Annotated in this window: 12 protein-coding genes and 1 pseudogene; 6 read left to right on the forward strand and 7 right to left on the reverse strand. The window is 69.5% G+C overall.

Annotated elements, in window-relative coordinates; genetic code table 11:
- The first annotated feature begins 11 nt into the window (after positions 1-11).
- Genes NNX37_RS05245 through NNX37_RS05255 form a run of 3 tightly spaced genes read left to right on the forward strand, consistent with a single transcriptional unit; the run spans position 12 to position 2,642 of the window.
- Complete coding sequence (locus NNX37_RS05245; protein ID WP_255791250.1) at positions 12-941, forward strand: amidohydrolase family protein; 930 nt, start codon at positions 12-14, stop codon at positions 939-941.
- Positions 938-2,134 (forward strand): acyl-CoA dehydrogenase family protein, encoded by a 1,197-nt coding sequence (locus NNX37_RS05250; protein WP_255791251.1) that lies wholly within the window; start codon positions 938-940, stop codon positions 2,132-2,134. The genes NNX37_RS05245 and NNX37_RS05250 overlap by 4 nt, the downstream gene beginning before the upstream one ends.
- 31 nt (positions 2,135-2,165) lie before the next feature.
- Entirely contained in the window at positions 2,166-2,642 is a 477-nt protein-coding gene (locus NNX37_RS05255) for a MaoC family dehydratase (RefSeq protein WP_255791253.1), read from the forward strand.
- Between the two features lie 43 nt (positions 2,643-2,685).
- Here the strand turns inward: NNX37_RS05255 and NNX37_RS05260 are convergent, their stop codons facing one another.
- The gene (locus NNX37_RS05260) at positions 2,686-2,913 is read right to left on the reverse strand and encodes a hexameric tyrosine-coordinated heme protein (RefSeq protein WP_230025419.1); all 228 of its coding nucleotides are present in this window, start codon (positions 2,911-2,913) and stop codon (positions 2,686-2,688) included.
- 166 nt (positions 2,914-3,079) lie between these two features.
- The gene (locus tag NNX37_RS05265; RefSeq protein WP_255791256.1) at positions 3,080-4,234 is read right to left on the reverse strand and encodes a glycosyltransferase family 9 protein; all 1,155 of its coding nucleotides are present in this window, start codon (positions 4,232-4,234) and stop codon (positions 3,080-3,082) included.
- A gap of 394 nt (positions 4,235-4,628) precedes the next feature.
- Here NNX37_RS05265 and NNX37_RS05270 point away from each other — a divergent pair.
- The 3 genes and pseudogenes from NNX37_RS05270 to NNX37_RS05280 form a co-directional block, all read left to right on the forward strand.
- A pseudogene (locus NNX37_RS05270) lies at positions 4,629-4,955 on the forward strand (aldehyde dehydrogenase family protein); the annotation flags it as partial.
- Complete coding sequence (gene rfaE2, locus NNX37_RS05275) at positions 4,952-6,532, forward strand: D-glycero-beta-D-manno-heptose 1-phosphate adenylyltransferase (protein WP_255791257.1); 1,581 nt, start codon at positions 4,952-4,954, stop codon at positions 6,530-6,532. The pseudogene NNX37_RS05270 and the gene rfaE2, both read left to right, overlap by 4 nt.
- Positions 6,529-7,437: a glycosyltransferase family 2 protein gene (locus NNX37_RS05280; protein WP_255791258.1), complete on the forward strand. Its 909-nt coding sequence runs from the start codon at positions 6,529-6,531 to the stop codon at positions 7,435-7,437. The genes rfaE2 and NNX37_RS05280 overlap by 4 nt, the downstream gene beginning before the upstream one ends.
- 71 nt (positions 7,438-7,508) lie before the next feature.
- On the opposite strand, the gene NNX37_RS05285 is transcribed toward NNX37_RS05280, so the two are convergent.
- From NNX37_RS05285 to NNX37_RS05305, 5 genes are all read right to left on the reverse strand, one after another.
- Positions 7,509-7,883 (reverse strand): hypothetical protein, encoded by a 375-nt coding sequence (locus NNX37_RS05285; protein WP_255791259.1) that lies wholly within the window; start codon positions 7,881-7,883, stop codon positions 7,509-7,511.
- A gap of 75 nt (positions 7,884-7,958) precedes the next feature.
- Positions 7,959-8,513, reverse strand: a complete 555-nt coding sequence (locus NNX37_RS05290; protein WP_255791260.1) for a hypothetical protein — start codon at positions 8,511-8,513, stop codon at positions 7,959-7,961.
- A 58-nt stretch (positions 8,514-8,571) separates the two neighbouring features.
- The gene (locus NNX37_RS05295; protein WP_255791261.1) at positions 8,572-9,930 is read right to left on the reverse strand and encodes an MATE family efflux transporter; all 1,359 of its coding nucleotides are present in this window, start codon (positions 9,928-9,930) and stop codon (positions 8,572-8,574) included.
- Between the two features lie 105 nt (positions 9,931-10,035).
- Complete coding sequence (locus NNX37_RS05300; RefSeq protein WP_255791262.1) at positions 10,036-11,307, reverse strand: MFS transporter; 1,272 nt, start codon at positions 11,305-11,307, stop codon at positions 10,036-10,038.
- Positions 11,304-12,218: a DUF4031 domain-containing protein gene (locus tag NNX37_RS05305; RefSeq protein WP_255791521.1), complete on the reverse strand. Its 915-nt coding sequence runs from the start codon at positions 12,216-12,218 to the stop codon at positions 11,304-11,306. Before NNX37_RS05305 ends, NNX37_RS05300 begins: the two co-directional genes overlap by 4 nt.
- Positions 12,219-12,317: the final 99 nt, after the last annotated feature.

The following is a 12,317-nucleotide window of genomic DNA, read 5'->3' on the forward strand; positions in this document are numbered from 1 at the left end:
GGGGATTCAAAATGCGATACGAATACGGCCTGGACCTGGCGTCCCTGGACGCCATCGACATGCACGTGCACATAGAGTGCTCGGACCACGGCCACGCCTCGCTGCCGGCGGCCCTCACCGAGGCTTCCGCCAAGTACTTCAAATCCGAGGACCGCAGCCCCAGCCTGGACACCATCGCCGAACGCTACCGCGAGTGGCGGATGGCGGCCGTCGTCTTCACCGTGGACGCCACCACCGCGCTGGGCCACGAACCAAACTCCATCGAAGAGATCGCCGAGGGCGCGGCACGCAACAATGACGTGCTGATCCCCTTCGGCTCCGTGGATCCGCTTCAGGGCCGCCGGGCGGTCGACCGGGCGCGGATGCTGGTGGAGGACTACGGGGTCAAGGGCTTCAAGTTCCATCCTTCCCTCCAGGGTTTCGACCCTTCGGACCAGCAGTTTTATCCGATCTACGAGGCCATCGCCGCCCTGGGCGTTCCGGCCCTGTTCCACACCGGGCAGAACGGCATGGGGGCCGGGCTTCCCGGGGGCTACGGCATCAAGCTTGCGTACTCGAACCCGATGCTGCTCGACGCCGTTGCCGCGGACTTCCCGGAACTGCAGATCATCATGGCCCACCCGTCCGTACCGTGGCAGGACGAGGCCAACTCGATTGCCACACACAAGGCCAACGTCTGGATCGACCTGTCCGGCTGGTCGCCGAAGTATTTTCCGGAGTCCCTGGTGCGGGCTTCGAACTCGATGCTGGCCGACAAGGTCCTGTTCGGCACCGACTATCCGCTGATCTCCCCGCAGAAGTGGCTGGGAGCCTTTGAGCAGCAGAGCTTCAAGGATGAAGTGCGCCCGAAAATCCTGAAGGACAACGCTGTGCGCCTGCTCGGGCTGGATACCGCTGCCGGTGCCGCTGCCGGTGCCGCCGGTGCAGGGGAACGCGCATGACCGGCCTGCTGACCGAGCCCCGCCTGTACCCCGACTGCGATCCGCTCAACGTCGAGGGGCGGCTGACCGAGGCGGAGAAGGCACCGCTTCGGCGTCTGCGCCGGGTCCTGGAAGACACCGCCCGGCCGCTGTTGGCGGACTACTGGGAGGCCGGGGAGTTCCCGTACCAGCTGGACGGTCCGCTGCGGGAACTGAACCTGATGGTTCCGCAGGAGCTGACTGCCGGCGGCGCCGAACCGCGGGCGCTCTACCACGGCTTCCGGATCTTCGAACTGGCCCGCACCGACGCGTCGCTGGCCACCTACTACACCGCGCAGGCCGGGTTGTTCCGCACCGCCTGCCGGGTGGGAGGAACACCGGAGCAGTTTGCGCAGTGGGATCCGTTGATCACCACCTTCGAAATGACCGGCGTGTTCTGCCTGACCGAGCCCGAGCATGGTTCGGACATTGCCGGCGGGCTCGCGACATCGGCACGCCGCGACGGCGACGAGTGGATCCTGGACGGGGCCAAGCGGTGGATCGGCGGGGCGTTCACCGCCGACTACCTCGCGGTCTTCGCCCGCGACGGTGCCGACGGACAGGTCAAGGGGTTCCTCGTGGACCGCGAGGCCCCCGGAGTGCGGCTCGAAAAGATCCGCGGCAAAACGTCGCTGCGGATGATGCAGAACGCCGACATTTACCTCGACGGCGTCCGCGTTCCGGAATCCCGGCGGCTCGGCAACGTGAACTCCTTTAAGGATGTCGCGGCGATGCTGCGGGCCATGCGGTCCGACGTAGCCTGGATCGCCACCGGCATCCAGGCCGGAGCGTACGAAGCTGCGCTGCGGTACGTCCGCAGCCGCGAACAGTTCGGCCGGTCGCTGGGCAGCTTCCAGTTGGTCCAGGAAAAACTCGCCCGGATGCTGGGCAACGTCACCGCGTCCCTGAATCTGGTGGCCGGGCTGGCGGAGCGCCAGCAGGAAGGGATTTTCCGGGACGAGGATTCCGCCCTGGCGAAGATGTGGATCAGCCTGCACATGCGGGAAACCGTTGCCCTGGCCCGTGAAGTGGTCGGCGGCAACGGCATCACCCTGGCCACCGACGTCGCACGCTTCCACGCCGACGCCGAGGCCGTCTATTCCTACGAGGGAACCCACGAAATCAATGCGCTGGTCGTAGGCCGCGCAATCACCGGCAAGAGCGCCTTCATTTAACGTATTCCGCCCAGCAACCCAGGAGTTTTCCATGACCGAAGCACCCGCCTCAGCCCAGACCGTCGTCGCGTTCGAAGTGGTTCAGGGCCTCATCGGCAAAAATCTCGGACACTCGGCATACCGCGAGATTACGCAGGGTCAGGTGGACCTGTTTGCCGACGCCACCGATGACCACCAGTGGATCCATGTGGACCCGGAGCGGGCCAAGGACGGCCCCTTCGGCGCTCCGATTGCCCACGGGTTCCTGACCCTGTCGCTGCTGATCCCCATGTGGGGCGAGCTGCTCGATGTCACGGGAGTCAAGACGAAGGTCAACTACGGCCTGGACAAGGTCCGCTTCACCTCGCCGGTGAAGGTCGGCTCCCGGATCCGGATGACCGCCGAAATCGCCGATGTCCAGGAGGTCAAAGGCAACGGCCTGCACGTGGTCGCGGACCTGACCATCGAGGTCGAGGGCCAGGAACGTCCCGCCGTCATCGCCCGTTTCCTCAGCCGTCTGTACGCCTAGCGTTTCCGGGCCGCCCCGGCCGGCCCGGGGCGGGCCGGAGGGGTTACCGCCAGTAGTTGTTCGCGGCCGCAACCGTCGCGAACTCAGTGGCCACCACGTGGGAGGCCGCGATGATGCTGTCCGGGTTGTTGGCATAGGCATCGCGGATGATGTGCTCCACCTGGTCGTCCGGCTGGATCGCGAAGGCGGTCTGCAGCGCTAGATTGACGGCCAACTGCCGTCCTTCCTCCGGGGTGGCGCACTTAAGCGAATTATTCGGCACAAGCTCCATGGTGTCCGTCCTGTCTTTTCAAAGCCCGCCGGCCTGCCGGCCCGGGCGTGCGGGCGGATACACCCGACGGCAACAGTCTCACCCCGCACCGCCCGGCACTCAACCGTTTGCCCCGCTTTGTCTCCGGCCGGAACCGAGGACGGCGAACGCTCAGCCTTTCGGATCCCTACCCCAGCAGCTCGTCGACGTCAGCCCACACGTCGGACGGCCGGACCTCGGCCACAAACGAGTCATCGTGTTCGCACCGCTCCGCCGTCCAGCCCACCTGCGTCACATCAGCCTTGCAGACGGGGCACACAGACACCCAGGACATGTGCACCCGGTGCCGGGTGCGGCCGATCGCCCCGGCGTTGACGACATTGCCGAACCAGTAGATCCCCACGGTGGCGGCCCCGACCGCCTGCGCCAGGTGCCGGGGGCCGCTGTCGTTGCCCACCATCACCGCGCTGGCCTGCAGCAGGGCCGCGAGCGTACCGATGCCCAGCTCGCCGGCCAGTGACCGCACGCGTGCCTCCGGCCCGGCGTCGGCGAGCGCAAAGTCCACAACCTGCTGCGCAAGGCCCCGGTCGGCGTCGTCACCCACCACCACTACCTGACAGTCCCGGGCGGCGGCACGCACCGCCACTTCCGCGAAGCACGACGCCGGCCACCGCCGCCGCGGGTCCGTGGCCCCGGGGTGCAGGGTCACCAGGCTCCGGTCCGGCATTACCAGTGCCCGTGCCGCTGCGGCCTCTTCGGCTAGGACCGGAAGCTGCGCCTCCAGGCTGACGGGAGCAGCGCCGGCCAGACCGGCCACCTCCAGGGCACGGAAGACCTCATGCTGGTAATAGATGTAGGGGATGCACCGGTCCAGGGCAGCGGCATCGGGGGTCCGGGTGCCCACGGTGTGCCGGGCCCCCAGGCCGATGAGAAAGGGATTGGAATTCCGGCCGCCGCCGTGCACCTGGACGGCCAGGTCGAACCGCTCCAATCGCATCCGGGCCAGGAACGCTTCCACAGCCCGCGGGTCCTCGGGTCCGGCGGCGATCCCGGGAGCTGCGGGCAGGACCTCCACCCGGTGCACCGGCCCCGGGCGTCCCGTCAGCAGGGCGGCATGCAGAGCCGTGCCCAGCAGCGTGACGGACGCGGACGGATACGCGGCGGCGAGCGCTTCGATGGCGGGCAGGGAGAACATCAGATCCCCCAGGCCGCCGCCGCGCAGCACGGCGATCTTCCGCACGTCGGGAAAGGGTGCGGCCAGGGGGCCGACACCGCGGGCGAGTCCCGGCCGGTCCCCACGGGGGTACAGCGGCCCGTGCCGATCCGTGGTCTTCTGCTTCATCGGGCTTCCTTTCTCCGAGAACCCGCGTGCCGCGCCGGTCTGCCCTGTGGGCACTCACCATAGGTGCTGGCGCGGCCGGACCCAAGGGAGGTGCGTACTCTAGCTGGCGCGCTGTCCGGAGGACGAGCCGCATCTGCTTTCCATGCCTGTCTAAACCCGCCGGAAACGGGGTATGGGAGCTATACAACGCGCGACAAGGAGCAGTATGTCCACCACCATTCAACCGCCGGTTTCCGCGCCGGACCAGCCGGCTTCCCGTCCGGAAGCGGCGGACTCCCCGGGCCTGATCACCGTCCTCGACCCGCGGTACGGCACCCTCGCTGGCCGGCTGAAGCCTACCGGCCGCGCCGGGATCCGTGCCGCCGTGGAGGCGGCAGGGATGGAGATCTTCGACGCCGAAACGTTCGGCCCCGTAGCTGCCGTGCAGGTGCTGGACAGCTTCGAGGAAGGTCTCGCCCTGGCCGCTGCGGGGTCCTACGGGCTGGCGGCCACGGTACTGACCGGCAGCATTGCGCACGCGCAGCAGGCGGTCGCGGCCCTGGACGTGGGCACGGTGAAGATCAACGCCGTCTTCGGCGGCGGCCCGGGCTGTTCCGCACAGCTGCGGCGCCGGAGCGGCCGGGGGTTGGGCTACGGACCGGAGCTTCTTGACGAATTTTCCCTGGTGAAGGTGGTCCATATCGGGCCGCCCGGACCCGCGGCACCGAGGATCCCCGCATGAGGGACTTCGGGAACCCCGGGGAGGTTCGCAGTCTCGCTCCGGGGCTGCCGGGCCGGCTCGCGGCGGCTTCACTGCGTGTCGCCGTCATTGGCGATGTGATCCTGGACGGCTGGTGGTATGGGGTCACCGAGCGGTTCTGCCGCGAGGCCCCGGCACCCGTGGTGGATGTGCAGCAGAAGAACTACGTGCCGGGCGGCGCGGGAAACACCGCCATGAACCTGCATGCCCTCGGAGCGCGGGTGCGGCTCGGCGGGCTGACCGGCAGCGACGACGCCGGTGACCGGCTGCGTTTCCTCCTGGCCGGGGCTGGAGTGGACCTGCGCGGACTGGTGCAGCACCCGCATGCCCAGACCGCCACGAAGGACCGGATACTCGCCGGCGAACAGGTGCTGTTCCGGCTCGACGACGGCGGGCGGTTCCCGGCCGAGGCGGAGGAGCTGCTCGCTGCCTCAGTCCCTGCACTGCTGGAGGACGCCGATGCCCTGGTGGTCTGCGACTACGGCACCGGCCTGCTGCACGGGGCGGTGCGGGACGCCCTGGTGGCCCTGCGCGGCGGCCGGCTCACCGTGGTGGACGCCCACGACGCCGCCGCCTGGGCGGATCTGGCCCCCGACTTGGTCACGCCGAATGCCGCCGAAGCCGCGCTGCTGCTGGGCGGACCGAAGGCCCTCGGCCCGGACCGCGCCGCGGGGGTGCGTGCGGCTGCACCGGACCTGCTGGCCGGTGCCGGGGCCGCGGCGGCGGCCGTCACCTTGGACCGGGACGGCGCGGCGGTGATCAGTGCAGGCGGCGGATTCCACCGCACCTGGGCACGCCCGGCCGCCGAAAAACAGGCGTCGGGAGCGGGCGATACCTTCGTTGCCTGCCTGACGCTGGCCCGGGCGGCAGGGCTGCCGTTATCCACCGCGGCGGACCTGGCGCAGAACGCCGCCGATATTGTGGTCCAGCGGCCCGGCACCTCCGTCTGCAGCACCGCCGATCTGGAAAAGCACCTGGACAGTTTTGCCGACGCGGCGCTCAGCCGGGCCGACCTGCTGGCCCGGACCGCCGTCGAACGGGCGGCCGGGCACAGAATTGTCCTGACCAACGGCTGTTTCGACGTCCTGCACCGCGGACACACCCGCTACTTGAACCAGGCCAAACAGCTGGGTGACATCCTGGTGGTCGCACTGAACAGTGACGCGTCCGCCCGCCGGCTGAAAGGACCGGGCCGTCCGATCAATCCCGTCCACGACCGGGCCGGGATCATTGCCGCACTCAGCTGCGTGGACTACGTGACCGTGTTCGACACGGACACCGCGATTCCGCTTATCCGGGAACTGCGGCCGGATATTTACGCCAAGGGCGGGGACTATTCCGCCCAGATGCTGGCCGAAACCCCGGTGGTGGAGGAGTGCGGCGGCCGGGTGCTGATCCTCGACTACGTCTCCGACCACTCCACCACCGCTCTGGTATCCCGGATCCGGTCGGGCGGCACCGGGAACGGTTCAGGGGAAACCGGCGGAAACCCCGCGGTCAAGGGCGGCTCGGAGGCTATCGCCGACGACGCCGGGAACAGCCCCGGGGACCCGCCGTGACGCGGCGCTGGTCCGGGGACTGGGCACGGCCGCCCGAATCCGGCAGCCCGGCCCAGGTGGACGTGCTGATTCCCACCCGCAACCGGCCGGCCGAACTGGCCGTCACCCTGGCCGGGCTGGCCGCGCAGGACGGGCCGGACTTCGCCGTCGTTATCAGCGATCAAAGCACTGACGTCCCCTCGTGGAACCATCCCGCCGCCGAGGCCATGGTCCGGGTCCTGCAGGCGCAGGGCAGGCAGGTCCGGCTGCTGAGGCACCTGCCGGCCCGGGGGCTGGCCGAACAGCGGCACTTCCTGCTTGGCCAGGCCGGAGCTCGGCTGGTCCTGTTCCTGGACGACGACGTCTGGCTGGAACCGGGCATGCTTGTCCGGCTGACGGCGGCTCTGGAAGCGTCCGGCGCGGGTTTCGTGGGAGCGGCCGTCCAGGGGCTGTCCTATCTCAGCGACCGGCGGCCCCAGGAACAGCAGCCGTTCCAGCTCTGGGAAGACGGGAGGGTACAGCCGGAACGGATCCGCCGCGGTGGGCCGGGCTTCTCACGCTGGACCCTGCATAACGCAGCGAATCTGGCGCATGTGGCTTCCGGCCTCGGGATTCCGCCCGGAGATTGGCAGCTGTACCGGATCGCCTGGGTGGGGGCCTGCGTCCTCTACGACCGCCGGGCCCTGCTCGCCTGCGGCGGCTTCGGGTTCTGGGATCAGCTTCCGCCGGGGCACGCCGGAGAGGACGTGGCGGCACAGTGGAGGGTGATGGAGAGGTTCGGCGGGGCCGGGGTGGTTCCCTCCGGGGCCGTGCACCTGGAGTCGCCGACCACCGTCACCGACCGGTCCGCCGACGCTGCGGAGCTCCTGCTGGGCGGCGACGGGCAGGATCCACCCCTCAGTAAGCCGCCGCAGCGGAGGCGCTGAAGAACCTGCCGGAGCGCCAATACGACGCGCCGACGGGCATCAGCAAGGAAATCTTCGACCGGGCCCGCTGATCAGGCGGTGGGATCCGTAGGGCGGGGAGAGTCGTCCGCAGTGTCCGTGGTGTCCGGAGCGGACGACGCCGGCCTGCCCACGTGTCCCGCACCGCCGGGGATCTTTGCCGAGCTGCGGTGAATACCCGAACCCTGGCTGAGGTGCTCGGGGTTCGGCTTCTCCGTCATCAGGAGCAGCGAAGAGACCAGCAGCGAGGCAATAAACGCGATGCCGACGGCGATGAGCCCGAGGTCGAACCGCAGTTCCTGCTCCGCTCCGCCGGTGGCGAAGATCATGGTGGCAACGCCGGCGATCAGCGCCAGCACGGCAGAGAAGATGAGCGGTGCCTTTACGGAGTTCCGCTTCTGCGGCCCGCCGGTTGAGCTGTTCGCCACTATCTTTGCCTCCTGCTGCGTTGGGGTGGCGCGGATCGGTGCAGATTGCACCGCGCGCGTTACCTAGTTTACGGCCTACGCCTGCGTTGCCGCCGCGGTACGGGAATCATGCCGTGCGCCCAGCGCGGAAATCGCCACGATCACGGCAATGATGATTGCCGCACCGCCGGTCACGCCGAGCAGCGCACGGACGCCCAGGCCGTAGAAGACCGGCACCAGGACACCGGCCGTCAGTGCCGCGGCACCGGTGATCAGCCAGTCACGTGCCGGCAGGAAGTCCCCTCGGTTCCGGACCCAAAGGAAGATTTCCAGCACTCCGCCGAGGATGAGGGCGGCTGCCGCCGCGACGCGGAAGGCCTCGGCCGAGGCGAAAATCAGCGTAGCTGCGCCGGCAAGAACGTACGCAGCGGCTTCCACCAGCAGCAGCGGCCGGACCTTCCCGTGGCCCCTGGCTGCCGTCAGCATGGGCCAGAGTGCAACACCGGTAAGCAGCAGATAGGCGCCGCCGGCAAACACCAGGACCGGTTCGGTGGGCTCCTGCCAGAAGACGGTCAGCACGCCGTAAACTGCGGCCACCGCTGAACGGACCAGCATGGGTCCCCAAGGTGCGCCGGGATTGGATGCGCCCACTGCAGAGCCTCCGCTTTCACTTGCCGTCATATCGATGGCCGGTTGGCCACCGTCAAGCTTAGTCGCTTGCGGTCCGGGGCACGGTACCGGTAACCATCCACGCGTCCCGCCGGGTCCGCCAGGAGAGGGTGATTCCGCGGGCGCTCATGTACCCGAGGGCGAAGGCCGCCCACAGCCAGGCAATCCCGCCGGGACCGGACAGGCCGGCACTGTGCACCCAGATCAGCAGCGGCACGTAGGCGGCCAGGTTCAACAGTCCGGTGAGGGCCAGGTATCTGGCGTCCCCCGCACCGATCAGCACTCCGTCCAGCACGAACACCAGCCCGCAGATCGGCTGGGAGACGGCGAGGACCCAGAGTCCGGCGGTCATGGCCTGCTGCACCCCGGCGTCGTTGGTAAAGAGCACACCGGCCACCGGCGCCGCCAGTGCCAGCAGTGCCCCCGTCACCACACCGAACCCGACGCCCCACAGGATCATCCGGCGGGTCAGTGCGCGGGCCAGCACGGTGTTTCCGGCACCAAGCTCCTTGCCGATCATTGCCTGGGCTGCGATGGCCAGCGCGTCCAGGGCGAACGCCAGGAAGGTGAACACGGTCATGACCAGCTGATGGGCGGCCAGGGATTCCGGACCCTGCGCGGTGGCCACCAGCACCGTCGCGAGCACCGCTGCACGCAGGCTCAGCGTGCGCAGCATCAGCCATGACCCCACGTGGGCGGTGGCCCTGATACCCGACGCTGCCGGCCAGAGCGGGACACCCTGTGAACGGACCATCCGCGCCACCGCGATCAGGTAGAACACCGCCATGCCCCACTGGGCAATGCTGGTACCCAGCGCCGATCCCGCCACGGACAGGGAGAATCCGTACACCAGCAGGTAATTCAGCCCGATGTTCACGGCGAAACCGGCCGTGGCCACCACCAGCGGGGTGCGGGTGTCCTGCAGTCCGCGCAGCACGCCCGTGGCGGCCAGGACCACGAGCATCGCGGTCAGGCCGGGCATTGAAAAACGCAGGTAGTCCACGGCGTACCGGTGCACATCGCCGGTGGCCCCCATGGCGGCGCACAGCTGGGGAGCGAAGAGGTACCCGACGGTGGAAAGCAGCACGCCGAGCAGGACGGCCAGGGCTATGCCGTCCCGTCCGGCGGCGAGCGCCTCAGGCTGCCGGTTGCCGCCGAGAAAGCGGGCCACTGTGCCGGTGGTGGAATAGGCCAGGAAGACCATCAGCCCGACGGCGGTCTGCAGCACCGTGGACGCGAGGCCGACGCCGGCCAGCTGGGGTACGCCGAGGTGGCCGACGATGGCGGAGTCGGCCAGCAGGAACAGGGGTTCGGCAATCAGTGCACCCAGCGCCGGCAGGGCCAGGGCGAGGATGCGGCGGCTGAGCCGCCGGGAGGAAAGGTCGGCGTCGGTCTTCACACCGTCCAGCCTACGTTTTCGGCACCGCCGGAATCGAAAGTGCAGTAGTTACGGGTTTTCACCCGAAAACCGGTAGTACCGCACTTTCGATCTCCCCAACGGTAACTACTGCACTTTCGCTGACGGTTTCCGCGCAACGTCGTCCTCGGTGCGCAGGACCAGGACGGCCACCAGCGCCGCCGCCGCCAGCAGCACGCCGACAAACAGCACCAGCGACCGCCAGCCGTCCTGCTGGAAGCAGTAGCCGCCGGCCCAGCCCAGCAGGCTGGACCCCGTGTAATAGAAGAGGTTGTACAGCGAGGACGCCTGCGCCCGTCCCTCCCGGGCCAGCAGCGGCGTCCAGCCGGAGGCGATCGAGTGCGCTGCGAAGAAACCGGCGGTGAAGACCAGCAGCCCGGCCACAATGGCCGGCAGGTTGTCTGCCACGGTCAGGCCCAGACCCAGTGCCATCGCGCCGATGGACAGCAGCAGCACCGGCTTCCGCCCGCCGCGAAGCCGGGCTGCCAGGGTTCCCGCCGCGCGGGAGGACCACGTGCCGGCGAGATACGCGAGGAACAGGGAGCTGGCCAGGCTCGAGGGCAGCCCGAAAGGTTCCGCGCCGAGCCGGAAACCCAGATAGTTGTAGACCGCCACGAATCCGCCCATCAGCAGGAAACCCTGAAGGTACAGCGCCAGCAGCCGCGGGTTGCGGAGATTGGCTGCCAGCCGGGCGGCCAGGCCGTGCCCGGGAAGCGCCCCGCGCACGGGGAGAAAGCCGCGCTGGCGGGGTGCGGTGAGCATAAACACGGCTGCCGCACAGGCGGCCAGCAGGCTCACGGCGGCCACGCCCACGCGCCAGTTCACGAGTTCGGCCAGGGGTGCCGCCAGGATCCGGCCGAGGAGGCCGCCGATGGTGGTGCCCGAAACATAGGTTCCGGCCGCCACGGCGGCATGCACCCGGCTGACTTCCTCACTGAGGTAGGCCAGCGCCACGGCCGGAATTCCGCCCAGCGCCGCACCCTCGAGGAAGCGCAGGCCCAGCAGCACCGGCAGGCTGGGGCTGAGGGGAACGGCCAGTCCCAGCACCACAGCGGCCAGGATCGCCAGGCGCATGGCCGGCAGCCGGCCGAAGCGGTCCGCGGCCGCGGACCAGGGAATCACGGTGACGGCGAGCCCAAGAGTGGCTGCGGAAACGGTCAGTGCGGCCGAGGCGGCCGAGATCCCCAGGTCCGCCGCCAGCTCCGGCAGGACCCCCTGCAGGGAATACAGCTGGGCGAAGGTGGCCACGCCCGCGGCAGCGAGCCCGATCAGCACGCCGCGGTAACCGCGGCTGCCGCGGCGGTGCCCGGTGAATTCGCCAGGGGCCGGCCCGCCGGGAGCCGCCGCCGGAATACTCACTGCCGGTTGTCCGCTGCCGCGGTGCGGGAAGGGACGACGACGGCGGGCGCCCCGGCCAGCTCCCCGGCCAGGTTGCGGCGGGCCTGTTCCTCCCAGAGACGCCGTCCGGCCGGCGTCCGGTAGAGCGGATCCGCGGCGGCAAGCTGCCGAACCACCCGCCGTCGGCCGGCAGCAAAGTCCTCCGAAAGGTGCGCGTATTCGGCCCGGACGGCCTGCAGGTAGGCGGCGTAGCGGGCGGGTTCACGGGCCAGCACGGCCAGGTCCGCGTCCGTGAGCAACGCCCCGTGGATATCCGCCGCCGCAGGATCGTGGGTGGCGGTCAGACGGACCAGCCGGGCGCATTCGGCGGTCACGGCGGCGGCGACGCCCGCGGCCGGCAGCAGCTGTTCGGCCAACCGGGCCGACGCTTCCTCGTCGGCACCGGGACGGCCGGTGTACACGGCGTCGTGGAACCAGGCGGCAAGAGCCACGGGAAGGGGAACGTCGCTGTCGGTCAGCAGGTCCAGTGCCTCCAGGACCTGCAGCAGGTGCCTGCGGTCGTGGTAGCGGCGGTGCGGTTCATTCCAGTGCTCCAGCAGGCGCCCGCCCAGGTCCGGCGTGCCGGGCAGCAGCCGGTTCCACCGGTGGCGCAGCGGACCGGCGAGGGCGGACGGGCGTTCCCGCGCCGGGATCCGCAGTCCGCAGGCGATCAGGATGCGGACCAGGTCCCCGCCGCTGACCGGCACGGCACCGCGGGACACCAGCGCATCGTAGCGTTCCCGGGGCACGTCGTAGTGGTCGCCGTCGAACGCCCTTGGCGAGATGCCCGCGGCCGCGGTGAAGGCGTGCAGCTCGTCGAGTCCGGTGTCGGAGACCAGATGGGAAAAGAGGGTGTTGTGCGCCGGCCACATCGGCGGATCGATGTAGATCATGGACACCGGGCTTCCGGCCGCAGGAACAGCATCTTTTATGTCTATCGCACCCGCGCCTGCAATTTCCATGCCGCGGCTGGCTTGGTTGGGCCGCGGCCC

This window comes from Arthrobacter zhaoxinii, from assembly GCF_024385505.1.
In the GTDB taxonomy this organism is placed as follows: domain Bacteria; phylum Actinomycetota; class Actinomycetes; order Actinomycetales; family Micrococcaceae; genus Arthrobacter_B; species Arthrobacter_B zhaoxinii.